Source organism: Geothrix alkalitolerans (genome assembly GCF_022808885.1).
Classification (GTDB): domain Bacteria; phylum Acidobacteriota; class Holophagae; order Holophagales; family Holophagaceae; genus Geothrix; species Geothrix alkalitolerans.
On the sequence record NZ_JAKZLE010000002.1, the window covers coordinates 513,589 to 537,942 of the forward strand.

Consider the following 24,354-nt stretch of genomic DNA (forward strand, 5'->3'; position numbering starts at 1 on the left):
CCTGGGCGGCGGAAGATCCAGAGACAGGGGATCGAGGTCGCGGAAAGCAGGATCCTCAAGCCTACGGTTCTTCTCAGGGTACCACAGGGGCCCCGCCGCGCCTGAAACCGCAACCAGGGGCACGAACACGGTGGGGGGGTGCGAATCCTGTCCAGGGTCAGACCGGGGCGCCCCCTCGGGGACCGTGCATGAGCTCGACCACGGCCTGATTCAGGCGCAGGCGGGTCTCGTGGCGCTCGAAGGCGCGGGTGATGTAGCGGGCGCGGATCTCCACCCCGTTCAGGGCTGGCACCACGTTCAGGCCTGGTGCGGCGGAGAAGGCCTGCACACGGTAGCGGGCCGTGGCACGCTTCCACTCCTGTTCCGCCAGGCGGGCGTTGGCCTCGGTCTGCTGCTCCACCAGCTTCTGGACGCCGTCGATGACGGGATAGGGATCCTGGCCCAGCGGGATCAGAACCCGCAGTTCGTCCCACATCCACTTGCCCGAGGTGGAGAAGTTGAAGAAGTGCCCCTCGATGGCGAAGTTGTTCACGAAGGCCACGCGGCGCCCGGTGGGGTGTCCGGCATCGCTCCAGCTGCCCGTTTCCAGCACCACCGTGCGCAGCAGGCCGATCTCCACGACCTCGCCGCCCACGCCGCGGATCTCCACCCAGTCACCCACGCGGATGCCGTTGCGACCCATGAGGATGAACCAGCCGAAGAAAGCCACGATGAAGTCCTTGAGCGCCACCGTGAGGCCCGCGCCCGCCAGGCCCAGCACGGTCGTGATCTGCCCCGGCATGCCGAAGATCACGAAACCGATGGCCAGGGTGCACAACACCTGGACGCAGAGCTTCACCACGGTCCGCAGGGTTCCAGAACCCTTCTTGTCGCCCGCGGCCGCGCGGTGGAAGAGCTGGTCGATGGCCAATCCCGCCAGGTAGGCGGTCGCCACCAGGCCCAGTACCCACAGGAGACGAGAGAGCAGCGTGTGGAGGGCGGCATTCCGCTGGACATCGGCAATGCTCATCCAGCTGGCGTACACCTCCGCCAGTTCCTGCTGATCGAGGATGCGCCGGTTCATGCTGGCGAGTCGCTGCTGTACATCGCCGTAGCGCCTCAGGTAGGAGACGGCTTCCTTCGCCTGTTCCCGTCCGGCGTCCGCCCCTCCTCCGGCCGCCCCCTTCACCAAGTTCGACGCCCAGAACTTGGCAGCCTCCCGATCCTCTTTCTCCTTGTTGGCCTGGGCCTCGATGGTGACGCGGCGCTGCGACAGGGCCTGGGCCTTGGCCTGGGCGGCCTGACGGGCCTGGATCAGACGGGCCAGCTTGCCGCGCTGCACCCGCCATTCGCTCAGGCGGGCCAGGAGGCTCCCGGCCGGGAAGGCGGAGGCGGGACGGCCCACCGCGACGATCTGGGCGGATTCCTTGTCGCCGGCCTCGAAGGCTTCCTTCAGCCTGCGGATCCGTGCCTGGGGATCACCCCCGGCCCGGGCCAGGTCCTCGGAAGCCGCCTCCAGCTCGTCACGGTCCAGCTCCAGCTGGGCCTTGGCGACATCCAGCTGATCCTCCAGGGGCCCTTTCTGGGACTCCCGGGCGGCAGCAAGCTGCTTGGTCAGCCGATCGATGGTCTGCTTGTCAGCCTCGAAGGTAGCCAGGGCCTTGGCTTTGAGGTCAGTCAGTTCCTTGAGCTCGGGCGTCTGCTGCATCTGGGTGCCGGCCACCCGACGAAGTGCGGCGGCGAAGGCCAGATCCACCTCGTGATTGGCAAGCCGCTCGGCCTGCCGGGCCAGCTGCTGCTCCTCCGGCGTCGTGGCCAGGGTCAGGAGCAGCCTCGCCGTGAGCAGGGGGCTCTGGTCCACCACCCACTCGCGCACGGGGGCCGCGCGGCGCGCCCCCTTCTTCTTCGCGGCGCTTCCCTCTTCGGACTGCACCACCGGGGGCCGTTCGCGGGTCCACATCCAGCCGGCGACAGACGCCCCACAAAGGAACAGCAGGATGGCCGCGGGGATGAATGGACGGAGTTTCATCCCCTCCAGACAATCATGAATCGGGATGGAACGCAAAAACCCCGGAGGGTCATCTCCGGGGTTTTTGGTGTCTCGGCCAAGCAATGGCGCTGCAGCGAGGGCTCAGCCCTTCTTCGGCGCGGGGGCCTTCTCCTTGGCACAGTCGGGGCAGCCCTTGCAGGAAGCGGCCTTGTTCTTTTCGCAGCAGGCCATCCTGCAGCCTTTCTTGGGCTCGGGCTTCTTCTCCTCGGCGGCGTAGCCCGCCAGGGCGAAGGAGCTTACCAGGGCCAGCACCAGCATCTTCTTCATTGAATTCTCCATCATCGCGGGACACGGCCCCACCGGAGCACCATAGCCGCACCCGGGGCATTGTCCAAATGAATTGGGATCAGTGCCCGAACAGGTTCTTCAGCACCATGGCGGCCATGGCGGGGTTGGCGCCCAGCCGGCGCTTCATGTAGGCGATGGCGAACTTCCAGTCCTCCGCGAAGGGGACGTAAAGGCGCATGATCTGCCCGCGCTTCACGATCTCCTGCTGGATCTCCGAGCGGGGGACACCCATCAGCATCTGGAACTCGTAGGCGTCCTTCGCCACGCCCTTCTTGTCCAGATGGTCTATGCAGCGCCGGATCAGGGGCTCGTCGTGGGTGGCGATCTCGGGGTAGTGGCCGTGGTCCAGCAGCAGCTGCACGTACTCGAAGAGCTTCTCCTTCATGTCGCGCTTGTCCTGCAGTGCGACCTCCGCGGGCTCCCTGTATATGCCGATGCAGATGCGCACCTTGCAGGGCTTGAGGTGGAGCGCCTTGATGTCCTCGCCGGTCCGGAAGAGGCGGCTCTGCAACACAATTCCGAAGTTGTCGAACTCGTTCCGGATGGCCTTGAACATCCGCAGGGTGACATCCGTGAAGTGCCGGTCCTCCATGTCCAGGGTGATGTGGACCCCGTGCACGGCCGCCGCGGCCACGATGCGGCGGAGGTTCTCCTGGCAGTAGGCCTCGCTCTCGTTGATGCCGAGCTGCGTGGGCTTGAGGCTGATGCTGGCGTTGCGGCGATCCTTCACCGCCTCGATCATGCGGAAGTACACCTGGACGGTGGCTTCCACGTCCTCGCGCTTGAACACCTCCTCGCCCAGCAGGTCGAGGGTCGAGTAGAGCCCGGCCTTGGTGTGGATCTCGTCGACCTTGGCGATGCCACTGGCGATGCCCTTGCCCGCGCAGTACGGCGCGGCGAAGGTGCGAACCAGGCCACCCGGCATGAGGTCCAGAACGATGCGTTTCAGATCCACGGTGTTCCTCCCGTCATTCCTGCGTTTCCCGGCCCTTCGACACGACCGGACAGCCCTATAAATATACCGGTCTCCGTCCACCGCAGGGCGCCCCGCGCCGCGACATGTGACCGGGGAGACAGCACGAAAAAGCCCGCGGACTTTGGATCCGCGGGCTTCTGGTCTGGTGGTCCCTCCCGGACTCGAACCGGGGACCCTCTGATTAAGAGTCAGATGCTCTAACCAACTGAGCTAAGGGACCACGAGCAAAAGAAAGTCTACCAGGATGGAACCGGAACGCAAGCGCTCGTTCCCCGCCCCATTCCTAGAGGCTGGGCATCTTCATGGCCTGGCGAACCTCCACCATCGTTTCGGCGGCCACGGCACGGGCCCGGGCGCTGCCGTCCTGCAGCACGGCCTCCAGATCGGCCGGGCGGGCCAGAGAGGCCTCGATCTTCTCCCGCAGGGGCTCGATGCGCTGGATCATGGCCTCGGCCACCCGTTTCTTGCAGTCGAAGCAGCCGATGCCCGCCCGGCGGCACTCGGTGTTCACCATCTGCACGGTGGCGTCGTCGCTGAAGAGCTTGTGGAAGTCGAAGACGGGACAGATGTCCGGGTTGCCCGGATCGGTCTTGCGGACGCGGGCGGGATCCGAGGCCATCTGGCGCGTGCACTTCTCGAGAATGGTCGCGTTGGTATCCCTCAGGTAGATGCAGTTCCCGTAGCTCTTGGACATCTTGCGGCCGTCGAGGCCGGGCACCTTGGGTGTCGGGGTGAGCACGGCTTCAGGCTCGGGAAAGACCTCCTCCTTGTAGAGGAAGTTGAAGCGGCGGAGCACCTCGCGGGCCAGCTCGATGTGGAAGAGCTGGTCCTCGCCCACGGGCACCTTGCGGGCCTTGTAGAGGATGATGTCCGCGGTCATGAGCAGGGGGTAGCCCAGGAAGCCGTAGCTGCCGAGGTCCGCCACGGCGTTCTGCAGCTTCTCCTTGTAGGTGGGCACCCGCTCCAGCCAGGAGAGCGGCGTCACCATGGACAGCAGCAGGTGCAGTTCGGCGTGCTCCTTCACCAGGCTCTGGACGAAGATGGTGGCCTTCTGCGGATCGAGGCCCGCCGCGAGGTAGGTGGCCGTCAGCTCCAGCGTGGCGGGCCAGATCTCCTCGACCGCCTCGTACTTCGACGTCAGCGCGTGCCAGTCCGCGATCATGTAGAAGGCCTCGCCCTGGCCCTGGAGCCGCGTGAAGTTGTCCAGGGCTCCCACCAGGTGGCCGATGTGCTGGGAGCCCGAGGGCTGGATGCCGGAAAGGATGCGTTGCATGAAAGCTCCGAGGGTGCGCGTGAATCAGAAGTGGAGGACGAGGCGGGCGACGATCTCGATGCCGTAGAACACCAGCCCGAACACGGGGCCCAGGACATAGCCCAGGAGGCCCGTGAGGGCCAGCACGATGAGGATGCCGCCCATCCAGGGTTGGACCCGGTCGAACTTCGGCAGCCAGCGCCAGGGCAGGAAACCCCGCAGGATGCCGGCGCCATCGAGTGGTCCCATGGGCAGCAGGTTGAAGAGGGCCAGGCCGATGTTGATGAGCACCAGGCGACCGAGCAGAGCCAGGAAGAGGGTCGTGGTCGTGCCCAGCTGAAGCATCTGGAGGCTCTCCACCTTGCCGGCCAGGAGCGACCGGGCGAAGACCCGGAACTCCATCTCAGGCACGGGCGCCACGCCCTTCACCACCATGAGCATGATCCCCAGGAAGACCACGGCCTGGACCAGGTTCGAAGCGGGCCCCGCGCTGGCCACGAAGGCGTAGCCCACGCGCTGGGTGAACCGGCGGGTCAGCTTGCGCGGATCCACGGGCACGGGCTTGGCCCAGCCGATGAACGGGAAGCCCGTGGCCATGCCCAGCAGGGGAAACACGAAGGTGCCCAGCAGGTCCATGTGGGCGAGGGGGTTCAGGGTCATCCGGCCGAGCCGGGCGGCCGTGTCGTCCTCCAGCAGGTAGGCCGCCGTGGCATGGCTGGCCTCGTGCACGCTCAGGCTGAAGAGGAGGGCCACATAGCTGACGAGGATGGTGGGGAGGGAAAGGCTGTCGAACACCTGGACTCCGGCAATCCCCCAGTGTACAGGCTGCGACTCAGAGCCCCAAAGCAGCCAGGGCACGACCCAGGTCGCGGGTGTCGGCGCCCAGGCCCAGCCGCAGCAGGAACTCTGTGTTGCCCTCCCCTCCCTTGATGGGACTTACCGCCAGGTCCAGCGGCCGCAGGTCGGTGCCGGCGAAGAAGGCCCAGGTCTCCTCCAGCACGCGACGGTGGACGGCGGGATCGCGGACGATGCCCCCAGCACCCACGTCATCGCGGCCCGCCTCGAACTGGGGCTTCACCAGCAGCACCGCCTCCGCGCCGGGTTCCAGGCTGGGCAGCACCGGCGGGATGGCGAGCCTCAGGGAGATGAAGCTCAGGTCCGCCACGAGGAGGCTGCAGCGCTCGGGGATGGCGGCGGGATCCCAGGTGCGGAGGTTCACCTGCTCCATGGACACCACCCGCGGATCGCTGCGGAGCTTCCAGTGGAGCTGGTTGGTGCCCACGTCGACGGCGTAGACCTTGGCCGCACCCCGCTGGAGCAGGCAGTCCGTGAAGCCGCCCGTGCTGGCGCCAGCATCGAAGCAAGTCCGGCCCGTGGGATCGATGCCCCAGCGGTCCAGGGCCCCGGCCAGCTTGAGCCCGCCCCGGCTCACGAAGGGGAGCGCGTAGCCCCGCAGCCGGATGACGGCGGCCTCGTCCACGGCCGTGCCCGCCTTGGTGACGGGCCGGTCCTCCACCAGCACGTCGCCCGCGAGGATGCGGGCCTGGGCCTTGGCGCGGGTCTCGCACAGGCCGCGCTGCACCAGGAGCTGGTCCAGCCGGACCTTAGTCACGGGTCGCCTTCTTCTGCCGGGCCAGTTCCTTGCGGTAGGTACCCACGTTCCGGTTGTGGTCGCGCAGGTTCCCCGCGAAGCTGTGGCCGCCTCTTCCCGTAGCCACGAAATAGAGGTCCTTGCCGGGGAGCGGCTCCTTCGCCGCCGCGATGGCCGAGGGGCCGGGAACGGCGATGGGCGTGGGCGGCAGGCCCTTCACGGTGTAGGTGTTGAAGCGGCTGGGCCGCCGGATGTCCTCCGGCGTGGGCGCCGTGAAGCGCAGGTCCCCGGAGAGCCACCGGGCATACAGGCTGGTGGGATCGCACTGGAGGCGCATGCCGATCTTCAGCCGCTTCAGGTAGACGCCCGCCACCCGGGGCTGCTCCTCGGGCAGCTTCGTCTCCTTCTCCACCAGGCTCGCCAGAATCAGGGTCTCGTAGGGCGGCAGCGCCCCGCCATCAAGCCTGGGGCGGATCTGGGTCCGGAAGGCCTCCACCAGCATGAGCATGATCTCCTCCGGCTCCATGGCGTGGTGCAGCTTGTAGGTGGCCGGCGCGACAAGGCCCTCCAGGCTTTCGGCATCCTCGAATCCGGCCGTGCGGGCGAGCCGGGGGCTCTTCCACAGGGTCCAGAAGACTTCCTCTGGCACGAAGTCCTTGAGGCGCTTTTGCACGGCCCAGGCGTGGGCCCCCTCGGGGATGGACACCGGGGTGAAGTGGATCTCCGCCCGGCGCAGCTTCCCCGTGACGTCCGACAGGCTGGCCCGGGGCTCGAACGTGTACTCGCCGCGGATGAGCTGGAGCTTCCGGGCCCGAGCCCAGAGCTTGAAGAGCGAGGCGGACCGGATCACCCCGTCCCGCTCGAGCTGGTCGGCGATCTGGTTGATGTTGGCGCCCTTCTTCACCAGGACGGTGGCCTCCTGGCGGAGGGGGCCCTGGCCCTTCCAAGCCCACCAGCCGCCCGCCACCGGAGCCGCGGCCAGAATGAGGATGGCCAGGAAGAGCCGGAGGGACATGGAAGATCGCGCCATGCCTCCAGAATGCCGTGATAGCGTGGATCCATCCACCCAAGGAACCCAATGAGCGCCCCCGGCTACCGCCGCCACGTCGGATTGTTCTCGGCCACCATGCTCATCGCCGGCTCGATGATCGGCTCGGGCGTGTTCATCGTCGCCGCCGACATGGTGCGAACGGGGGGCTCGGGGGGCTTCCTGCTGGCGGCATGGGGGCTCACGGCCCTTCTGACCTTGTTCGCCGCCCTCAGCTACGGCGAGCTGGCGGGGATGTTCCCCCAGGCCGGCGGCCAGTACACCTACCTGCGCGAGACCTACGGCCCCGCCGTGGGCTTCCTCTACGGCTGGACCTTCTTCGTGGTCATCGAGTGCGGCACCATCGCCGCCGTGGCCGTGGGCTTCGGGAAGTACCTGGGCAGCTTCCTGCCGGCGGTCACCGACTCGGCCTGGATGGGGCCCCACCTGGACGTGCCCCTGATGAAGGTCACCCACGCCATCGCCGTGGGGCCCTACCACCTGGGGCTCACGCCCTCCCGCCTCTCCGGCATCGCCGTGGTGCTGCTGCTGAGCGCCGTGAACCTCTACGGGGTGAAGCTGGGCTCCCGCATCCAGGATCTCTTCACCGTGGCCAAGATCGGCGGCCTCGCGGCCCTGGTGCTGCTGGGCCTGCTGCTGAAGCCCGCCGTGGCCCCTTCCCAGGCCCCCTTCGTCGCCGGAGACAGCGCCGCCCTGCCCTTCCTCACGGCCCTGCTGGTGGTGCAGACCGGCAGCCTCTTCTCCGCCGACGCCTGGAACGCCATCACCTTCATCGCCGGAGAGGTGAAGGAGCCGAGGCGGACCATCCCCTACGCCCTGCTCGTGGGAACGACCCTGGTCTGCGGCCTCTACATCCTGGCCAACGCGGCCTACCTCCGGGTGCTCGGCCCCACGGGCATCGCCCACGCCCCCCAGGACCGCGTGGGCAGCGCTGCCCTGCAGGCCCTGCTGGGCAGCGGCGGCGGACTCATCATGGCCGGCAGCATCCTGATCTCGATGTTCGGCTGCCTGAACGGGCTCATCCTCTCCGGGGCGCGCGTGTACCAGCGCATGGCGGAGGACGGCCTGTTCTATCCAAAGGCGGCCAGCCTCAACGAGCACGGAGTCCCGGGCTTCGGCCTGTGGATCCAGGCGCTCTGGACCTGCGCACTCACCCTCACGGGCACCTACGGCCAGCTGCTGGACTTCGTGATGCTGCCCACGATCCTCTTCTACGTCCTGGCCGTGGGCGGGATCTTCCTCCTGCGCTGGCGGCGGCCCGACCTGGAGCGGCCCGTGAAGGTCTGGGGCTACCCCTTCGTTCCGGGGCTGTACCTGTTCGGCGCCATCGCCATCATCGGCGCCCTGTTCATCCACCGTCCCAGCTATTCCTGGCCTGGCCTGGCCCTGGTGGCCCTGGGCTGGCCGGTCTACCTCGCCGTGAAGCCCCGCGCCGCGGCCCCTGAAGGGAGTCTCCCGTGACCCACCCCGTGACCCGCATTGTCGTTCTCGGAGCCGGCCGCGTCGGCGGCGCCATGGCAAAGGATCTGGCCCCGGACTTCCAGGTGACCGTCGCCGACCGCTCTGAAGCCGCCCTGGCCCGCATGAGGGGCGCGGGCCTGGCCACGCGTCCCGCGGATCTGGCCACCCCTGCCGGCGTGAAGGCCGCCGTGGCGGACGCGGACCTGGTGGTGGGCGCCGTGCCGGGCTTCATGGGCTTCGCCACGGCCAAAGCCGTCCTGGAGGCCGGCAAGCCCCTGGTGGACATCTCCTTCTTCGACGAGGACTGCTTCGAGCTGGACGCCCTGGCGAAGGCAAAGGGCCTCACCGCCATCGTGGACTGCGGCGTGGCGCCGGGTTGCGGGAACATCATCCTGGGCGACACCGCCCGCCAGTGGGACCACGTGGACGCCTTCGAGTGCCTGGTGGGCGGCCTGCCTGTCGTGCGGACCTGGCCCTATGAATACAAAGCGGGATTCAGCCCCATCGATGTCATCGAGGAGTACACCCGGCCCGCCCGCTACGTGAAGGACGGCCACACGGTGACGCTGCCGGCGCTCTCGGAGCCGGAGTTGCTGGACTTCGAGGGCCTGGGCACCCTGGAGTCCTTCAACACGGACGGCCTCCGCAGCCTCATCCGGAGCTTCCCCCAGGTGCCGGACATGAAGGAGAAGACCCTCCGCTACCCCGGCCACATCGAGAAGATGCGCATGCTGCGGGAATCCGGTTTCTTCCGGAAGGAGAAGCTCCAGGTGGCTGGCGTGGAGATCAGCCCGCTCGACCTGACCACCGCCCTGCTCTTCCCCATGTGGTTCATGGAGGAGGGCGACGAGGACTTCACGATCATGCGGGTCACGGTCTCCGGCCTCAAGGACGGCCAGCGCATGCGCCGGGAGCTGAACCTGCTCGACCGCTACGATCCCGTCACGAAGACCACCTCCATGGCCCGGACCACCGGCTACACCTGCACCGCCGCCGTCCGCCTCCTCGCCAGCGGCGGCTATTCGCACCAGGGCGTCAACCCGCCGGAATTCCTGGGGCAGGAGCCCGGCGCCTGGGACTTCATCCGGGGGGAACTCGCCAAGCGCGGCGTGGTGTTCACTGAATCCTGATCAGCCGTTCAGCTCCCGGTGCCGCACCGTGAGGGCAGCCACATCATTCCGGAGCCGGTGGGCGAGCAGCTCCACCAGGGCCACGGAGCGGTGCTGGCCGCCGGTGCAGCCGATGGCCAGGGTGTGGTAGGCGCGGCCCTCCTGCCGCACCAGGGGCAGGGACCAGCGCAGCCACGACTCGGCCCGCTCCAGAAACTCCCGGAAGTCCGGTGATTCCAGCAGGTATTCCTGCACGGCGGAATCGCATCCCGTAAGGGGCTTGAGGGCTTCGACATAGTAGGGGTTGGGCAGGAAGCGGGCGTCCAGCACGACGTCCGCATCCGCCGGCACGCCCTTCTTGAACCCGAAGCTGAGGAGCCGGACCGCCGTGCCCCGGGTCGGCAGCTGGGGCACCAGGGTTGCGATGCGCTGGCGCAGGTCTGCCAGGCTCAGACCCGTGGTGTCGAGGATGGTGGTGGCCAGGGCGCGGATGGGGGCCAGCAGCTCCCGCTCCCGCTGGATGCCTTCGCCCGCGGAGCCCAGCAGGGCGAGGTGGTGGGGTCGCCGGGTTTCGGAGTACCGGCGCAGCAGCACGCTGTCGTCCGCCTCCACGAAGACCACCTGCACCGGAACCTGGCTGGCGGCCAGCCGCTCCAGCAGGGGACCGAACGCCTGCGCGAAGTCCGCCTGGCGGCTGTCCATCCCCACCACCAGCCGCTCCCGGCCGGGCCGGAGCTTCGACTCCAGCTCGATCAAGGGTTCCAGGAGACGGGGCGGAACGTTGTCCAGGGCTGTGCAGCCGCTGTCCTCCAGCGCGCCCAGCACCGAGTGGCGGCCGGCGCCGGAGAGTCCCGTGACGACGATGAGTTCCATGGACTAGAAGCTATCAGCTGTCAGCTGTCAGCCATCAGCAAAAACAGCGGGCCCCAACCGGGGCCCGCCGATAGCTGACAGCTGATGGCTGAGAGCTAATCCTCCAGTCCGCCCGCCGTGAAGCGCAGCACCCGCTGGATGCCCTCGGGGGCGTTGCCCTGTTCGTCGGGGCCCAGCTCGATGGTCTCGCCGGGACCCCGGAAGAGGTCCTCGTCTGGCGTGTAGGCCGGCTGGGGCTCCACGCGATAGAGGTAGGAGATGATCTCGTCCTCGTAGCCGAAGCGCATCTGCTCGAAGTATTCGTAGCTCTCGCGCTTGTACTCCACGAGGGGATCCTTCTGACCGTAGCCCCGGAAGCCGATGGCCTCCTTCAGGTGGTCCATGACCAGCAGGTGGCGCTTCCAGGCCGCGTCGATGATCTGGAGGATGGACCAGCGCTCGTAGCTGCGCATGCCCTCGCCGCCCAGCCGCTCGTCCTTGCCCTCGTAGTACTTCTGCACCAGCGCGATCAGCGCCTCGGAGGCCTGGGCCTGGGGCATGTGGCCGACGGCGTCGACCTCCTCGCCAGAGAGGGTGAACAGCTGCTCCACGCGCTCGCGGAACCCGGCGAGATCGCGCTCGCCCTTGTCCTGCAGGAAGTCGTTGGCCAGCCCCTCGGCGATCTCCCCGGCGACGCGCAGCACGTAGTCCTTGGTGTTGCCCTTGAGGATCTCCGTGCGCAGGCCGTAGAAGAAGATGCGCTGCTTGTTCATCACGTCGTCGTACTCGAGCAGATGCTTTCGGATCTCGAAGTGATGGGCTTCCACCCGCTTCTGGCTCCGCTCGATGGCCCGGGTGACCATGCCGGCCTCGATGGGCTCGTCATCGTTCATGCCCATGGCGCCCATGAGGTTCTTGATGCGGTCGCCGCCGAAGATCCGCATCAGGTCGTCCTCGAGGGACAGGTAGAAGCGGCTGCTGCCGGGATCGCCCTGGCGGCCGGCGCGGCCGCGGAGCTGGTTGTCGATGCGGCGACTCTCATGGCGCTCGGTGCCGAGGATGTGCAGGCCGCCGAGGCCCACCACCTCTTCGTGCTCAGCCGCGGTCTGCTGGCGCATCTGCTCCACGAGGGCGGAGAATTCGGCGGTCTCGAGCCCCTCCTCGTCGTAGAGGGCGATGCTCTGCTTCTTGGCTTCCATCCGGGCCATGCCCTCGGGATTGCCGCCCAGGATGATGTCCGTGCCGCGGCCGGCCATGTTGGTGGCGATGGTGACCGCGCCCTTGCGGCCGGCCTGGGCCACGATCTCGGCCTCGCGCTCGTGGTGCTTGGCGTTGAGCACCACGTGGGGGATGCGGGCCGCCTTGAGAGCGTCGGCGAGGTCCTCGCTGCTCTCGATGCTGGCGGTGCCCACCAGGACCGGCTGCCCCTTGGTGTGGAGCTCCCGGATCTCTTCGACGATGGCCTTCTTCTTCCCCTTGCGGGTCGAATACACCGTGTCCGCGAAGTCCTTGCGGATCATGGGCATGTTCGTGGGGACGATGATGACGTCGAGCTTGTAGATGGAGTGCAGTTCCGTGGCCTCGGTCTCGGCCGTGCCGGTCATGCCGGCGAGCTTGCCGTACATGCGGAAGAAGTTCTGGAAGGTCACGGTGGCGAGGGTCTGGTTCTCGGCGTTGACCTCCACGCCTTCCTTGGCCTCGATCGCCTGATGCAGGCCGTTGGACCAGCGGCGGCCCGGCATGAGACGTCCCGTGAACTCGTCCACGATGACCACTTCCATGCCCTTGCCGTCCTCCTTGGGACGCACCATGTAGTCCACATCCAGCTTGTAGAGGTTGTGGGCCAGCAGGGCCTGGTTGAGGCCGTGCAGGGTCTCGATGCTGCCCGGATCGTAGAGGTTGGCGACGCCGAGCAGCTGCTCAGCGCGGTGGATGCCGTCATCCGTGAGCATCACCTGGCGGTCCTTCTCGTCCACCTTGTAGTCGACCTCGAGCTTGAGCTTGGGGACGATGGCATCGATGCGGAAGTACTTGGACGTGTCCTCCTCGCTGCTGCCGGCGATGATGAGCGGCGTGCGGGCCTCGTCGATGAGGATGGAGTCCACCTCGTCGACGATGGCGTAGTGGAAGCCGCGCTGGGTGAACTCCTCCAGGTCCCACTTCATGTTGTCGCGGAGGTAGTCGAAGCCCAGCTCATTGTTGGTGGCGTAAGTGATGTCGCAGGCATAGGCGTCGCGGCGCTCCTGGTCGTCGAGGCCATGCTGGATGATGCCGATGGTGAGACCGAGCCAGGAGTAGAGGCGACCCATCCACTCGGCGTCGCGCCGAGCCAGGTAGTCGTTCACCGTGACCAAGTGGGCGCCCTTGCCCGCCAAGGCGTTGAGGTAGAGGGGGAGCGTGGCGGTGAGGGTCTTGCCCTCGCCTGTCCTCATCTCGGCCACCTTGCCCTCGTGCAGAACCATGCCGCCCACGAGCTGGACGTCGAAATGCCGCATCTTGAGGACGCGCTTGCTGGCCTCGCGGGCCACGGCGAACGCCTCGGGCAGGATGTCCTCCAGGGTGGCGCCGTTGGCCAGCTTCTCCTTGAGGTAGGGCGTCTTGGCCTTCAGGGCCTCGTCACTCAGCGCCGAAATCTCAGGTTCCAGGGCGTTGATGGTCTGGACCTTGGCCCACAACCGCTTCAGCTCCCGATCGTTCTTGGAACCGATGAGTTTCTTCAGGAGATTGTCGATCATGGACCCGTCCAGTCGCGTAAACCATTGATTGTAGCCTGACGGGTCCCTGATTCCCAGCGGAGGTGCGGCATCCCAAGCCTGCTTGGTTGCCGAAGTTACCCTGTCCAGGCAAACTGATCGTTTGGAAAATGGAGAAAGCATGGCCCTCGAACGCACTTTTGCCATCGTCAAGCCCGACGCCGTCAAGGACGGCCACATGGGTGAGATTCTCACCGCCATCGAGCAGAGCGGCCTGAAGATCGTGGGCCTGAAGCTCACCCGCCTCACCCCCGCCATCTGCCAGGGTTTCTACCACGAGCACGTGGGCAAGGGCTTCTACGCTGAGCTGGAGGCCTTCATGACCGAGGGCCCTGTGGCGATCATGGTGCTCGAAGGCGAGAACGCCATCCTCCGCTGGCGCGACCTCATGGGCGCCACCAACCCCGCCAATGCCGCCGAGGGCACCCTCCGCAAGCGCTTCGGCGCCAGCATCGGCCGCAACGCCACCCACGGCAGCGACAAGCCCGAGAGCGCCAAGTTCGAAGTGAGCTACTTCTTCAACGCCTTCGAGCAGTTCTGATCGTTTCGGGGCGCAGCCCCCTGCGGAAATCGGCGCCGATCGGCGCCGATTTCCGTATGAACGGAGGGTGGACGGAACCTCACCCCTCCATCACCGCCTGCAGGGCGGCCTGGCAGAGGCGCCTCACGCCCGTCTGCAGATCCGCGCTCTGGAGGGTCTTCTCGCTGAGCCACTGGCCACCGGGCGGCGGCGGGGGCACCAGATCCTCGGGCGCTTTGGTGCGGAGCAGGTGGCTCAGGTAGAGGCGCTGCTGGCCTTCGAGGCCCTCAATGCGGAGCAGCCAGGGCGTGGGCAGGCGGCTGGTGCGCTCGTCGAACACCACCGGGAGCTTGGAGCCATCCACGAACCGGTAGGGCATGCCCCAGCCGGCCTCGATCTGCGCGCTCAACAGGGCTGTGGGCAGGAAGCCCGGCGACCATGGGATCTGGACCGGCATGAGCAGGCCCCGGTTCGGCGCGTGGGGCGAGGGCACCAGCAGCACGTAGGGCGTCCGTCGGCCATGGATCAGCACGCCCTCGATGAAGGTCGTGAGATGGACCCGGCCCTCCGCCATCAGCGGCCCCCTGCGGTTTCCAGTTCCTGCATGATGCGGTCGCGGGCGGCGGCCACCTCGGCCGCGGCGGCCTCAGGCTTGAGTTTGAGGACCTCCTTGGTGCGGCGGTCGCGCAGCTCCACGATGCCGTCCTTCAGACCCTTGGCGCCCACGGTGAGGCGCAGGGGGAAGCCCAGCAGGTCGGCATCCTTGAACTTGGCGCCGGGGCTCATGCCCTCGCGGTCGTCGTGGAGCACCTCGAAGCCGGCCTTCTCCAGGTCCGCTTCGACTTGGGAAGCCACGCCAGACACCTCTGGATTGGCCGGGTCCAGGCAGACGATGTGAACCTGGTAGGGCGCGATGGGCCAGGGCCAGATGATGCCATCGGCATCGTAGTTCTGCTCGACGGCGGCGGCCACGGTGCGCGTGATGCCGATGCCGTAGCAGCCCATCACCATGGGGTTCTCCTTGCCCTGCTCGTCCAGGAAGGTGCAGCCCATGCTCTTGGAATACTTCAGGCCCAGCTTGAACACCTGGCCCACCTCGATGCCGCGGAAGGCCTGGTACGTCCCCTTCCCGCAGCGGGTGCAGGTGTCGCCCTCGGCGGCCATGCGCAGGTCCGTGTAGGTGCAGCCCGGCAGGTCGCGCACGGGATCCAGCCCGAAGTGGTGGTAGTCCGTTCGGTTCGCGCCGCAGGTGAGGTTCACCGCGCCTTCCAGGCTGCGGTCGATCAGGAACTGGACATCCTTCAGGCCCACCGGCCCCATGAAGCCGCTCTTGGCGCCGGTGAAGGCCTCGGCCTCCTCCAGGGGCATCATCTCCATCTCGGCCGCCCCGATGGCGTTCTTCACCTTGACGGGATTGACCTCGTGGTCGCCCCGCAGCACCGCGCCCACCAGCTTCGTGGCTCCGTCCGCGAAGCTGGCGCGGTAGAGGAAGAACTTGCTGGTCTGGGTGATGGGCATGCCATTCGGGTGATCCGCATCGATCATCCCCGCCGCCTGCTCCACCTGCCCCACCACGCCCGGCGTGCGGAAGTGGTCCTTCTTCAGCTCGAAGGCCTTCCCATGTTCTCCGGCGCGCAGCGCCGGAGCCTCCGTCTTCTCGATGTTCGACGTGTAATCGCACGCATCGCAGCTGAGGATGGCGTCCTCGCCGCTGCCCGCCAGCACATGGAACTCGTGGGTGAAGCTGCCGCCAATGGCCCCGCTGTCGGCCTCCACCGGGCGGAACTTCACACCCAGGCGGCCGAAGATCCGCTTGTAGGCATTGAACATGGCCCAGTATTCGCGGTCCGCGCAGGCGTCGTCCACGTGGAAGGAGTAGCCGTCCTTCATGGTGAACTCACGGCCCCGCATGAGGCCGAAGCGGGGCCGGCGCTCGTCGCGGAACTTGGTCTGGATCTGGAACAGGTTCATGGGCAGCTGCTTGTAGCTGCGCACGTTCTTCCGGACGATGTCGGTGATGACCTCTTCGTGCGTGGGGCCGAGGCAGAAGTTGTAGAACTCACGCTCGTCGGGCTTCTCGCCGCGAGCGCGGCGCTCGGCCACTTCCGCTTTCGCCTTGCGGTCGCAGAAGCGCAGCAGCTCGTCGCCGTAGAACTTCCAGCGGCCGCTCTCCTGCCAGAGCTCGGCAGGCAGCACCGCGGGCATCAGCAGCTCCTGGCAGCCGTCCTTGGCCAGCTCCTCGCGGACGATCTCCTCGAACTTGCGGATGCTCCGGAAGGCCAGCGGCAGGTAGCTGTAGATGCCGGCGGCCACTTTCTGGATCATGCCCGCCCGCATCATGAGCTGCTGGCTCACCACGTCGGCGTCGCGCGGTGTCTCGCGCAGGGTCTGGATCAGGAGCTTGGACTGCTTCATGGGGGCCTCGAATCTCCAAGTCTAACCCAGGCGGCGGCCACGTCCGGGCCGGGAATGCCGGGTCACGAAAGGCGCGAAAGGCCCTGCGGGCCTGCGCGAAAGCACCTGAGCGGAAAAGAACCAGGTCGCTTCCGGAGGTCAGAAGTGGGAGCCGGGGCCGAGAGTCCGGCCCCCTTTCGCGCCGTTTCGCCGTGTTTCGCGGGTTCAACTCAAAAGGCTCTGCACCAGGGCGCTGGCGGCCTTGCCGTCGAAGGCGGCGCCGTGGGCGGCCTGGAGGGCCTTCATGACCTGGCCCATGTCCTTCTTCGTGCTGGCGCCGGTCTCGGCGATGGCAGCCTTCACCGCGGCCTCCAGGGCCGGGCCCTCCAGCATGGCGGGCAGGTAGGGCTTCAGCAGCTCGATCTCCGCCCGTTCCTGGGCCGCACGCTCGCTCTGCCCCACCTTCTCGAACTGGGCGATGCTGTCCTCCCGCGACTTCACCAGGCGCTTGAGGACGGCCAGGGCGTCGGCCTCCACCAGGGTCCCCTGCGGGCCCAACCCCTTGGCCACCGCCTCGTTCTTGTAGGCAGCCAGCGCCATGCGGAGCACCTGGGTCCGGGCGGCATCCCTGGCCAGCATGGCGGTTTTCAGATCGGCCTGCAGACGGTTGAGCATGGGAACCTCCGGGGACTTCCATGGTGACGCAGTTGCCTCTCGAAGTACAGAACGGGCGCCGATTGGCGCCCGTTCTCACCTGAAACGGCGAAGCCGTTCCAGCCCTAGGCCTTCTCGAACTTGATGACTTCCACAGGGCAGCCGGCCGCGGCGGCCTCGATGCTGGCCTCCAGGTCGGTGCCGAAGCTGCCGGAGAGGGGGCTCTGCTCATCCCGGTTCTCGGAATCGACGCCGTCCTCGCGCACGGAGCCGTTGATGTTGCAGCTGGTGTCGGTGACGTGGAACACGTCGGGGCACTCGGCCTCGCAGGCATTGCACACGATGCAGCCTTCGTCGATCCAGACTTTGGTGATGGCCATGGTCGTCTCCTCGAGATTCAATGGGGGCCCTGGCAGGGGCGAACCCAATCAACCTAGCATCGCGCGGGCCTCGGACCAAGCATCGCCTGGCCTCCAGGGGCGTGGGAGACTGGAGTTGTGACGGAGGTCCGCCCATGCGCCTGAAGGAAACGGGAATTCTTGCCCGTATCCGGGAGCTGCTGCCCGGCGGCGGCACGCTCATGGACGACTGCGGCGCCCTGCCCCCGACCCCGCCGGGCCAGACCCTGCTGGTCACCACCGACCTCATGGAGTCCGGCCAGCACTTCCGCCTGGACTGGCACCCCCCGGATCTTCTGGCCCGCAAGCTGTTGATGGTCAATCTCTCCGACCTGGATGCCTCTGGCGCCCGGCCCTTTGGCTACACCCTCACGCTGGCCCTGGGCCAGGAGATCGACGAGGACTGGTTGGAGACCTTCCTGGCGGGCCTGGCCGAGGCCTCCCGCGAAGCGGAAGTCCAGGTGCTGGGCGGCGACACCGTGGGTCGGCCCGCGGGGCTGGGCCTGGGTCTCACAGCCTTCGGCTTCGCCACCCGCTGGTTGCGCCGGGACGGCCTGCGGCCTGGCGACCGGATCTTCGTGGACCAGCGCCCCGGCGCCAGCCTGCGGGGCCTCCGCAAGCTCCACACGGGCCAGCGCTGGAACCCGGCGAAGCCCGACGCGGACCTCGAGGCCCACCTGGCGCCCCGCCCACATCTGGGTCTGGGCCCGCTCCTGGCGGAGATTCCCCAGGTCCATGCCTGCCTGGACCTGTCCGACGGCCTCAGCCGGGACCTCCGCAACCTGGCGGAAGCCTCGGGAGTCAGCATCGCCGTGGAGTCCGGCCTGGACGAGGATGCGCTGCGCGGCGGCGAGGACTACGCCCGCTGCTTCGGTGCCGCCCTGCCTCAGCGGGAATTGGAGAAGCGCCTCGGACTGCCACTGATTCCCGTGGGGGAAGTCCTCCCGCGGGGGAAATCGCCCCTCCTGGCCTATGATGGAGGGTCACTCTGCCCCCTGCCCGACCTCAGCTTCGACCACTTCGGACCTTCATGACGCACCACGACAAGACGCACATCTGGGCCCGAACCAAGCGGTTCCTGGCAGATCCCGAGCTGGAGCCGCACCACCTGGCCTGGAGCTTCGCTCTGGGCCTCGCCATCGCCTGGAATCCGCTGCTGGGCACGCACACGGGGCTGGTCGTCCTCTTCTGCGCCCTGGTGAAGAAACTCCACCGGCCCCTCGCCTTCCTGGGCGCCTTCACCAACAACCCCTGGACCATGGTGCCCATGGCCACGGGCTCGGCCCTGTTCGGCAACGTGCTGCTGGGGCGCGGCCTGCACCTCGACCTCAGCGGCGTGGACTGGAAGAGCTTCGGCTGGCAGAGCTTCACCACCCGCGAGGGCTTCGAGGCGGCAGCCGCCATGCTCAAGCCCATCATTCTGCCCTATCTGCTGGGCGGTTTCGTGTTGAGCGCGCTGGCCATCCCCGTGGGATATTTTCTGATGCTGCGGCTGGCGCACCGCCTGCGCGGCCCGAAACCGGTACCGACCCCTCTTTCCGGAGACTGACATGGACATGCGCTTCCTGATGAAACAGGCCCAGCAGATGCAGGCGAAGCTTGCCGAGGCCCAGGCCAACCTGCGCATCGAGGGCACCGCCGGCGGCGAGCTGGTGAAGGTCACGCTGAACGGCTCCAAGGAGCTGGTGGGCCTCTCCATCGCCAAGGACGCCATGGACCCCGAGGATCCCTCCATGCTGGAGGACCTGCTCATGGCCGCCTTCCGCGACGCCACCGCCAAGGTGGACGAGGCCATGAAGAAGCAGATGGGCGGCATGGGCGCGGGCCTGGGCATTCCCGGGCTGGGGCTCTGATGGCCATCGGCTGCCAGCTCTCAGCTGTCAGCTGTCAGTCCGCGGCTGGCGTCGGGAAGCGGGGAGGCTCCTTATGAAGCTGCCGCCGCCCCTCGAGGCCGTGGTGGAGAGCCTCCAGAAGCTGCCGGGCGTGGGGGCGAAGTCCGCCCAACGCATGGCTCTGCACCTCCTCAAGGAAGGACCCGAGGCCATGGCCCACCTGGCGCACCAGCTCCAGCAGGCCGCCGACAAGGTGGGCTTCTGCCAGGTCTGCGGCGCCTTCACGGACCAGCCCACCTGCCCCATCTGCCTGGACCCGCGGCGCGATCCCGCCAGTCTCGTCATCGTGGCCGAGGCCTCCAACGTGCTCAGCTTCGAGCGCAGCGGCCACTTCCGGGGCCGCTACCACGTGCTGGGCGGCCTCATCTCGCCCCTGCGCGGCGTGGGCCCCGACCAGCTGCGCGTGCGCGAGCTGCTCAAGCGCCTGGAGGATGGCGCCATCCAGGAGATCATCCTGGCCACCAACCCCACGGTGGACGGCGAGGCCACCGCCAGCTGGCTGGCTCGCATCCTCGAGCCCATCGGCGTCCGCACCACCCGCATCGGCCTCGGCCTCCCCATCGGCAGCGATCTCGAATACGCCGACGAGCTCACGTTGGACCGCGCCATGGAGGGTCGCCGGCCCATCGGGTAGCCTTCCCTTCCTGACGGACAGGAGGAACCTTCGAAGGAAGAACGCGAAGAGCGCCAAGAGGAGCTTCGCTCCTGGCAAAGGGCGCGAAGATAGCCGATCGCCTCGGCGGAGGGCACCCAGGCCTTCGGCCTCAGGTCGCGTGCAGCGCGACCTGCTTCGAGGGTGGCGGATCGAGGCGGCCCTCGAAACCGCCCACATCCGCCACCCTCGAAGGGATGTCCGGGATGGGTCGAGGCCCCATTCGCGCTCTTCGCGCCCAGAGGGCGTCTTGGCGCGCTTCGCGTTCTGCTTTTCGAAAACGATCCGGGTCAGTACTTCACAGAGACATCGCCCCGGGCCCAGGTCTGGCAGGCGAGGCGCTGATCGGGGCCGGCCTTGAGCACCTCGAGCACGCGGGTCTCGGCGTTCCCCTTCTCGCTCAGGTGCTCCGCGCCCTCGACCACAGTGACGACGCAGGTGCCGCAGCGGGCGTGGCCGCCGCAGCGGTGGTTCAGGGGCACGCCGGCCCGGGTGCTGGCCGCGAGAAGCGCGGTCTCCTGCTCGCACTCGGCGCTGCCGGGTTTCTTGCCGTCGAATCGGATGGTGTGCATGCAATACCCATAAGTCAATAAAGCAGAAGGGATAGCGGCGAACCGCTGCCTCCACTTTATCAGGGCGCCCCTGGGCCCAGATGGCCTTTCGCAGTGGCCAGGAACCGCTCCCGCGCGAAGGCGTGGTCCACGATGGGCTCGGGGTAGGCGAGCCGCTGACGAATCGCCTGCGGGGCCTTCCAGGGCTCGTGGATGAAGGCGGTGGGGCAGTCGGCCAGCTCCGGCACCCAGCGCCTGACGTAGCCGCCCTCCGGATCGAACTTCAACCCCTGGGAGGTGGGATTGAAGATCCGGAACCAGGGCTGGGCGTCGCAGCCGCAGCCGGCGCACCACTGCCAGCCCGCGTTGTTCGCGGCCCAGTCACCATCCGTGAGCCAGCGAAGGTAGTGGGCCTCGCCGCGCCGGTAGTCGAGCAGCAGGTGCTTGGTCAGGAAGCTGGCGGCCACCATGCGGGCGCGGTTGTGGACGAAGCCTTCGGCCATCAGCTGCCGGGCTGCGGCGTCCACCACCGGATAGCCCGTGCGGCCCTCCGTCCAGGCCTCCCAGGCGGCTGGGTCCTCGCGCCAGGGGAAGCCCTCGAACCCGCGACGGAACGGGCGCTCCAGCACCTCCGGCCACTCCCACAGCAAGTGGTGGCTGAACTCACGCCACAGCAGCTCGTTGAGGTAGCAGAGCCCGGACTCGCTCGCCTCGGCTGCCGCCACGGCCTGCCAGAGGGACCGCACCGACAACGTGCCGAACTTCAGGTCCGCGCTGAGGCGCGACGTGCCTTCCAGGTCCATGCGATCCCGGGACATCCCATAGGCGGCGAGGTGCGCCTCCACGAAGGTCTTCAGTCGCTGGTGGGCCGCCCGCTCCCCGCCGGCCTGGAGGCGGGGATTGGGAACAAGCCCCAGCGCCTGCGGCGAAGGAATCGGCACCGTGTCGGCCCGGATGTCCGCGGGAACCGGCGGAAGCGACCGCGGGGCGGCCAGCGCCGGCTCCAGATCCAGCTTCGCCCCGCAGGCCCGGGCGAAGGGCGTGAACACCCGGAACATGCCGCCCTGCCCGTTCCGCACCGAGCCCGGCGGCAGCAGCGTTTCGCCCTCGAACAGGCGGAAGGCGATGTCCGCGCGGGCCAGGGCTTCGCCCACCCGGCTGTCGCGCTCCCGCGCAAAAGGCTCCACCCAGCGGTGGGCCAGCACCCGGTCGGCTTTCCAGGCCTCAGCCAGGCGGGGCACCACCTCCACGCTGCGACCCGGTACCACCAGCAGGCGCGATCCAAGGTGGGCCAGGTTGGCCTCCAGGGACACCAGCGACGCCAGCAGGAACTGCATGCGGTGAGGCAGGCCCCGGACCCGCTCCGATGCGAAGAAGAAGGGATCCAGCACGAAGAGCGGGATCACCTCGCCCGCGGCGGCGGCCTCCACGAGAGGCCCGTGGTCCGCCACGCGGAGGTCCTTGCCCCGGAACCAGACGATGCTGCGCATGCAGAAAGCCTAGCCCGGAACGCGAAAATCAGATGGCCTGGCCGCCCCGCTCCCCGGTGCGGATGCGGATGCACTCCTTCAGGTCCTGGACGAAGATCTTGCCGTCGCCCACCGCGCCGGCCCCGTGCCGGGCCGTGCGGATGATGGTGTCCACGGTGATGTCCTCGAACTCGTCGTTGCAGGCGATGGTGATCTGGACCTTGGGGATCAGGTTGGGCACGATCTTCTTGCCGCGCTGGACCATGATCTCCTGCTGCCGGCCATGGCCGCTGACCCGGGAGACGGTGATGCGCTCGATCTCGGCCTCGATGAGGGCCTCGCGGACCTCGTCGAGCTTCTCCTCGGGGATGATGGCGGTGATGAGCTTCATCAAAGCCTCCTGGTTCAGCCTAGTTGAGGTTGTTCAGGCCATAGGCGCGCTCGCCATGGATCTCGTGGTCGAGGCCAGTCTTCTCCACGCCCTCGGCCACGCGGAACCCGACCACCTTCTCCACCAGCCAGGCGATGAGCAGCGTCATCACCACCGAGAACACGATGGTGGTTGCCACCGCGAAGGCCTGGACCTTCAGCTGGGAGAGCAGGCCCCAGCCGGGGTGCTTGGCCGCGGCCTCGGCCCACCAGGAGCCCCGGATGAAGAAGGTGAGGCCCAGGGCACCGACGATGCCGCCGGTGCCGTGGATGCCGAAGGCGTCCAGGGAGTCGTCGTAGCCCAGCCGGTTCTTCAGCATGATCATGCCGTAGCAGGTGCAGGATGCGATGGCGCCGAGCGCGATGGCACCGCCCACCTGGACCACGCCCGCGGCCGGGGTGATGACCACCAGGCCCGCCAGGATGCCCGAGGCCATGCCCAGGCTGGTGAGCTTGTCCTCACGGATGATCTCGATGAGTACCCAGGTGAGGGCGCCCGCGGCCGCGGCCACCTGGGTGACCGTGAGGGCCCGGGCGGTCTCCAGGTTCGAGGCGATGGACGAGCCCGCGTTGAAGCCGAACCAGCCCACCCACAGCAAACCCGCGCCGATGAGGGTGAAGGTCAAGTTGTTCGGCGCCATGGCGGTCTTCGGATAGCCGTGGCGGGCCCCCAGGAACAGCGCCAGGGCCAGGCCCGCCACGCCCGAGGAGATGTGCACCACGGTACCGCCGGCGAAGTCGATGGCCCCCTTGGCCCCTAGGTTGAAGAAGTAGCCGTCGGAGGCCCACACCCAGTGGCAGAGCGGGCAGTAAACAAGGAGCACCCAGAGCGTGATGAAGGCCACCCAGCCCCTGAAGGAGATGCGCTCGGCCACAGCCCCGGCGATCAGGGCCGGCGTGATGATGGCGAACTTGCCCTGGAACATGGCGAAGGCGTACTCGGGGACGCCGGCCGGCAGGATGGTGTGGTCGATGCCTCGCAGGAGCACCAGGTCCCGGCTCCAGCCCACCAGGCCGCCGAGGGCGTTGGGGCCGAAGCTCAGCGCGTAGCCCACCACCGTCCAGAGCACGCCCACCACGGCCATGGCCGAGAACGAATGCATCATCGTCCCCAGCACGTTCTTGGTGCGGACCAGCCCGCCGTAGAACATGGCCAGCCCCGGCACCATCAGCAGCACCAGGGTGGTGGAGGTCAGCATCCACGCCGTGGTTCCGGTGTCATTCACCGGGGCGGCCCCGGCGGCGGCCAGGGGGAGCCCCGCGCCCAGTCCCAGACCCAGGCCCAGGATGGCGACGAAACGAAGGGATCGCATCCAGGTCATCGGTTCCTCCGGGGAAGCGGGGTGGGCCTGCCGGTGAAATTGAAGATGGAAAGTCTACCTTTGAATCAATCCATTTAATGGATTGATGGCCAATCATTAAAATAATTGATACAGGTATAACCCGGCTCCGGGAGCCGCGGCCGGAAGCGCCCCCGCTCGGCCCCGTTCAGCCGTTGGTGCCACTGCCCAGGGCGACCTGCCAGAGCCCCGTGGGATCTGGATGCATGAGCCATTCGGAGACCACGGGACGTCGCGTCCACGCGCCCACTTCCAGTTCGTGATCGAGCTGCCCCGGGCTCCACCCGGCGTAGCCCAGGAAGAGGCGGTAGCGGGCCGATGAATCCGCCAGCAGGGATTCCAGCAGATCCTTGCGGTGGCTCACGAAATGGGTGAGGTCCACCACTGTGTCCTCATCCGCCGGCAGGCCGCCCTGCACCAGAAGGATGCCCCGCTGGGGGTCCACCGGGCCGCCACGCCAGGCAGTGGCGTCTTCGGAACCTTCATACTCCAGGCCGCCCTCCTCGCCGACCTGGGCCAGCGCGAGGGGCAGGGGCCGGTTGAGGATGATCCCCAGCGCGCCCTCCTCGTCGTGTTCCACCACCAGCACCACCGTGTGCAGGAAGTTGGGGTCCAGGAGGGAAGGGCTGGCCACCAGGAGGCAGGGGGCTTCAGGCGTCATGATGCCGAGAATGATAGCCCACGGGGCGCGCCCGG

25 protein-coding genes and 1 tRNA gene are annotated in these 24,354 nt (G+C 67.7%); 7 read left to right on the forward strand and 19 right to left on the reverse strand.

The window, feature by feature from the left end:
- Positions 1 to 157: 157 nt before the first annotated feature.
- The 8 genes from MLJ35_RS06380 to mltG all read right to left on the reverse strand — a co-directional run bounded on the left by MLJ35_RS06380 (position 158) and on the right by mltG (position 7,166).
- Positions 158 to 2,008: a mechanosensitive ion channel domain-containing protein gene (locus MLJ35_RS06380; RefSeq protein ID WP_243383628.1), complete on the reverse strand. Its 1,851-nt coding sequence runs from the start codon at positions 2,006 to 2,008 to the stop codon at positions 158 to 160.
- Between the two features lie 102 nt (positions 2,009 to 2,110).
- On the reverse strand, positions 2,111 to 2,296 hold the full coding sequence (locus tag MLJ35_RS06385; RefSeq protein WP_243321821.1) for a hypothetical protein: 186 nt from the start codon (positions 2,294 to 2,296) through the stop codon (positions 2,111 to 2,113).
- A 79-nt stretch (positions 2,297 to 2,375) separates the two neighbouring features.
- Entirely contained in the window at positions 2,376 to 3,272 is an 897-nt protein-coding gene (locus tag MLJ35_RS06390; RefSeq protein ID WP_243315008.1) for a proline dehydrogenase family protein, read from the reverse strand.
- A gap of 164 nt (positions 3,273 to 3,436) precedes the next feature.
- A tRNA-Lys gene (locus MLJ35_RS06395) sits at positions 3,437 to 3,513 on the reverse strand.
- Between the two features lie 63 nt (positions 3,514 to 3,576).
- Entirely contained in the window at positions 3,577 to 4,566 is a 990-nt protein-coding gene (gene trpS, locus MLJ35_RS06400; protein ID WP_243383629.1) for a tryptophan--tRNA ligase, read from the reverse strand.
- 24 nt (positions 4,567 to 4,590) lie between these two features.
- Positions 4,591 to 5,340, reverse strand: coding sequence for a site-2 protease family protein (locus MLJ35_RS06405; protein ID WP_243383630.1), 750 nt, complete (start codon positions 5,338 to 5,340; stop codon positions 4,591 to 4,593).
- A gap of 37 nt (positions 5,341 to 5,377) precedes the next feature.
- A complete protein-coding gene (locus tag MLJ35_RS06410) occupies positions 5,378 to 6,157 on the reverse strand; it encodes a TlyA family RNA methyltransferase (RefSeq protein ID WP_243383631.1) in 780 nt (259 codons plus the stop codon).
- Positions 6,150 to 7,166, reverse strand: a complete 1,017-nt coding sequence (gene mltG, locus MLJ35_RS06415; RefSeq protein ID WP_243383632.1) for an endolytic transglycosylase MltG — start codon at positions 7,164 to 7,166, stop codon at positions 6,150 to 6,152. The genes MLJ35_RS06410 and mltG overlap by 8 nt, the downstream gene beginning before the upstream one ends.
- Positions 7,167 to 7,214: 48 nt before the next feature.
- Here mltG and MLJ35_RS06420 point away from each other — a divergent pair, with 48 nt between their 5' ends.
- Positions 7,215 to 8,645 carry an APC family permease gene (locus MLJ35_RS06420; protein ID WP_243383633.1) on the forward strand — a complete coding sequence of 477 codons (1,431 nt, stop codon included), beginning with the start codon at positions 7,215 to 7,217 and terminating at the stop codon, positions 8,643 to 8,645.
- Complete coding sequence (locus MLJ35_RS06425) at positions 8,642 to 9,775, forward strand: saccharopine dehydrogenase family protein (RefSeq protein ID WP_243383634.1); 1,134 nt, start codon at positions 8,642 to 8,644, stop codon at positions 9,773 to 9,775. Before MLJ35_RS06420 ends, MLJ35_RS06425 begins: the two co-directional genes overlap by 4 nt.
- Here the strand turns inward: MLJ35_RS06425 and rapZ are convergent, their stop codons facing one another.
- Together rapZ and secA are read right to left on the reverse strand one after the other, a co-directional pair.
- On the reverse strand, positions 9,776 to 10,627 hold the full coding sequence (rapZ, locus tag MLJ35_RS06430; RefSeq protein ID WP_243321837.1) for an RNase adapter RapZ: 852 nt from the start codon (positions 10,625 to 10,627) through the stop codon (positions 9,776 to 9,778).
- Positions 10,628 to 10,722: 95 nt separating this feature from the next.
- Positions 10,723 to 13,341, reverse strand: coding sequence for a preprotein translocase subunit SecA (gene secA / locus MLJ35_RS06435; protein WP_243383635.1), 2,619 nt, complete (start codon positions 13,339 to 13,341; stop codon positions 10,723 to 10,725).
- A 139-nt stretch (positions 13,342 to 13,480) separates the two neighbouring features.
- On the opposite strand from secA, the gene ndk reads away from it, so the two are divergent.
- On the forward strand, positions 13,481 to 13,900 hold the full coding sequence (ndk, locus tag MLJ35_RS06440; RefSeq protein WP_026853946.1) for a nucleoside-diphosphate kinase: 420 nt from the start codon (positions 13,481 to 13,483) through the stop codon (positions 13,898 to 13,900).
- A 79-nt stretch (positions 13,901 to 13,979) separates the two neighbouring features.
- Here ndk and MLJ35_RS06445 read toward each other — a convergent pair whose 3' ends face one another.
- The 4 genes from MLJ35_RS06445 to MLJ35_RS06460 all read right to left on the reverse strand — a co-directional run bounded on the left by MLJ35_RS06445 (position 13,980) and on the right by MLJ35_RS06460 (position 17,307).
- Positions 13,980 to 14,453 (reverse strand): hypothetical protein, encoded by a 474-nt coding sequence (locus MLJ35_RS06445; RefSeq protein ID WP_243383636.1) that lies wholly within the window; start codon positions 14,451 to 14,453, stop codon positions 13,980 to 13,982.
- The gene (gene proS, locus MLJ35_RS06450; protein WP_243383637.1) at positions 14,453 to 16,294 is read right to left on the reverse strand and encodes a proline--tRNA ligase; all 1,842 of its coding nucleotides are present in this window, start codon (positions 16,292 to 16,294) and stop codon (positions 14,453 to 14,455) included. Before proS ends, MLJ35_RS06445 begins: the two co-directional genes overlap by 1 nt.
- Before the next feature lie 204 nt (positions 16,295 to 16,498).
- Positions 16,499 to 16,948, reverse strand: a complete 450-nt coding sequence (locus tag MLJ35_RS06455) for a GatB/YqeY domain-containing protein (RefSeq protein WP_243321845.1) — start codon at positions 16,946 to 16,948, stop codon at positions 16,499 to 16,501.
- Between the two features lie 104 nt (positions 16,949 to 17,052).
- Positions 17,053 to 17,307 carry a ferredoxin gene (locus MLJ35_RS06460; protein WP_243314980.1) on the reverse strand — a complete coding sequence of 85 codons (255 nt, stop codon included), beginning with the start codon at positions 17,305 to 17,307 and terminating at the stop codon, positions 17,053 to 17,055.
- Positions 17,308 to 17,441: 134 nt separating this feature from the next.
- On the opposite strand from MLJ35_RS06460, the gene MLJ35_RS06465 reads away from it, so the two are divergent.
- The 4 genes from MLJ35_RS06465 to recR all read left to right on the forward strand — a co-directional run bounded on the left by MLJ35_RS06465 (position 17,442) and on the right by recR (position 19,851).
- The gene (locus tag MLJ35_RS06465; RefSeq protein ID WP_243383638.1) at positions 17,442 to 18,359 is read left to right on the forward strand and encodes a thiamine-phosphate kinase; all 918 of its coding nucleotides are present in this window, start codon (positions 17,442 to 17,444) and stop codon (positions 18,357 to 18,359) included.
- Positions 18,356 to 18,874 carry a DUF2062 domain-containing protein gene (locus MLJ35_RS06470; RefSeq protein WP_243321847.1) on the forward strand — a complete coding sequence of 173 codons (519 nt, stop codon included), beginning with the start codon at positions 18,356 to 18,358 and terminating at the stop codon, positions 18,872 to 18,874. Before MLJ35_RS06465 ends, MLJ35_RS06470 begins: the two co-directional genes overlap by 4 nt.
- Before the next feature lies 1 nt (position 18,875).
- Positions 18,876 to 19,178: a YbaB/EbfC family nucleoid-associated protein gene (locus MLJ35_RS06475; RefSeq protein WP_243288218.1), complete on the forward strand. Its 303-nt coding sequence runs from the start codon at positions 18,876 to 18,878 to the stop codon at positions 19,176 to 19,178.
- 73 nt (positions 19,179 to 19,251) lie between these two features.
- Positions 19,252 to 19,851 carry a recombination mediator RecR gene (gene recR / locus MLJ35_RS06480; protein ID WP_243383639.1) on the forward strand — a complete coding sequence of 200 codons (600 nt, stop codon included), beginning with the start codon at positions 19,252 to 19,254 and terminating at the stop codon, positions 19,849 to 19,851.
- 308 nt (positions 19,852 to 20,159) lie between these two features.
- Here recR and MLJ35_RS06485 read toward each other — a convergent pair whose 3' ends face one another.
- The 5 genes from MLJ35_RS06485 to MLJ35_RS06505 form a co-directional block, all read right to left on the reverse strand.
- Positions 20,160 to 20,441, reverse strand: coding sequence for a 2Fe-2S iron-sulfur cluster-binding protein (locus MLJ35_RS06485; protein WP_243383640.1), 282 nt, complete (start codon positions 20,439 to 20,441; stop codon positions 20,160 to 20,162).
- A 59-nt stretch (positions 20,442 to 20,500) separates the two neighbouring features.
- A complete protein-coding gene (locus MLJ35_RS06490) occupies positions 20,501 to 21,910 on the reverse strand; it encodes a cryptochrome/photolyase family protein (RefSeq protein ID WP_243383641.1) in 1,410 nt (469 codons plus the stop codon).
- Positions 21,911 to 21,938: 28 nt separating this feature from the next.
- Complete coding sequence (locus tag MLJ35_RS06495; protein WP_243288214.1) at positions 21,939 to 22,280, reverse strand: P-II family nitrogen regulator; 342 nt, start codon at positions 22,278 to 22,280, stop codon at positions 21,939 to 21,941.
- Positions 22,281 to 22,299: 19 nt separating this feature from the next.
- Positions 22,300 to 23,640: an ammonium transporter gene (locus MLJ35_RS06500; protein ID WP_243383642.1), complete on the reverse strand. Its 1,341-nt coding sequence runs from the start codon at positions 23,638 to 23,640 to the stop codon at positions 22,300 to 22,302.
- 166 nt (positions 23,641 to 23,806) lie between these two features.
- A complete protein-coding gene (locus MLJ35_RS06505; protein WP_243383643.1) occupies positions 23,807 to 24,319 on the reverse strand; it encodes a YqgE/AlgH family protein in 513 nt (170 codons plus the stop codon).
- Positions 24,320 to 24,354 lie beyond the last annotated feature (35 nt).

What these genes read in the sequence shown, in the direction of transcription:
- MLJ35_RS06465 (WP_243383638.1), top strand. Translation starts at nt 17,442, where the DNA reads ATGCGCCTGAAGGAAACGGGAATTCTTGCCCGTATCCGGGAGCTGCTG.
- mltG (WP_243383632.1), bottom strand. Translation starts at nt 7,166, where the DNA reads ATGGCGCGATCTTCCATGTCCCTCCGGCTCTTCCTGGCCATCCTCATT.
- MLJ35_RS06380 (WP_243383628.1), bottom strand. Translation starts at nt 2,008, where the DNA reads ATGAAACTCCGTCCATTCATCCCCGCGGCCATCCTGCTGTTCCTTTGT.
- ndk (WP_026853946.1), top strand. Translation starts at nt 13,481, where the DNA reads ATGGCCCTCGAACGCACTTTTGCCATCGTCAAGCCCGACGCCGTCAAG.
- MLJ35_RS06445 (WP_243383636.1), bottom strand. Translation starts at nt 14,453, where the DNA reads ATGGCGGAGGGCCGGGTCCATCTCACGACCTTCATCGAGGGCGTGCTG.
- MLJ35_RS06485 (WP_243383640.1), bottom strand. Translation starts at nt 20,441, where the DNA reads ATGCACACCATCCGATTCGACGGCAAGAAACCCGGCAGCGCCGAGTGC.
- MLJ35_RS06460 (WP_243314980.1), bottom strand. Translation starts at nt 17,307, where the DNA reads ATGGCCATCACCAAAGTCTGGATCGACGAAGGCTGCATCGTGTGCAAT.
- MLJ35_RS06470 (WP_243321847.1), top strand. Translation starts at nt 18,356, where the DNA reads ATGACGCACCACGACAAGACGCACATCTGGGCCCGAACCAAGCGGTTC.
- MLJ35_RS06495 (WP_243288214.1), bottom strand. Translation starts at nt 22,280, where the DNA reads ATGAAGCTCATCACCGCCATCATCCCCGAGGAGAAGCTCGACGAGGTC.
- trpS (WP_243383629.1), bottom strand. Translation starts at nt 4,566, where the DNA reads ATGCAACGCATCCTTTCCGGCATCCAGCCCTCGGGCTCCCAGCACATC.
- MLJ35_RS06455 (WP_243321845.1), bottom strand. Translation starts at nt 16,948, where the DNA reads ATGCTCAACCGTCTGCAGGCCGATCTGAAAACCGCCATGCTGGCCAGG.
- secA (WP_243383635.1), bottom strand. Translation starts at nt 13,341, where the DNA reads ATGATCGACAATCTCCTGAAGAAACTCATCGGTTCCAAGAACGATCGG.
- MLJ35_RS06505 (WP_243383643.1), bottom strand. Translation starts at nt 24,319, where the DNA reads ATGACGCCTGAAGCCCCCTGCCTCCTGGTGGCCAGCCCTTCCCTCCTG.
- MLJ35_RS06385 (WP_243321821.1), bottom strand. Translation starts at nt 2,296, where the DNA reads ATGAAGAAGATGCTGGTGCTGGCCCTGGTAAGCTCCTTCGCCCTGGCG.
- MLJ35_RS06420 (WP_243383633.1), top strand. Translation starts at nt 7,215, where the DNA reads ATGAGCGCCCCCGGCTACCGCCGCCACGTCGGATTGTTCTCGGCCACC.
- MLJ35_RS06500 (WP_243383642.1), bottom strand. Translation starts at nt 23,640, where the DNA reads ATGACCTGGATGCGATCCCTTCGTTTCGTCGCCATCCTGGGCCTGGGT.
- recR (WP_243383639.1), top strand. Translation starts at nt 19,252, where the DNA reads ATGAAGCTGCCGCCGCCCCTCGAGGCCGTGGTGGAGAGCCTCCAGAAG.
- proS (WP_243383637.1), bottom strand. Translation starts at nt 16,294, where the DNA reads ATGAAGCAGTCCAAGCTCCTGATCCAGACCCTGCGCGAGACACCGCGC.
- rapZ (WP_243321837.1), bottom strand. Translation starts at nt 10,627, where the DNA reads ATGGAACTCATCGTCGTCACGGGACTCTCCGGCGCCGGCCGCCACTCG.
- MLJ35_RS06475 (WP_243288218.1), top strand. Translation starts at nt 18,876, where the DNA reads ATGGACATGCGCTTCCTGATGAAACAGGCCCAGCAGATGCAGGCGAAG.
- MLJ35_RS06490 (WP_243383641.1), bottom strand. Translation starts at nt 21,910, where the DNA reads ATGCGCAGCATCGTCTGGTTCCGGGGCAAGGACCTCCGCGTGGCGGAC.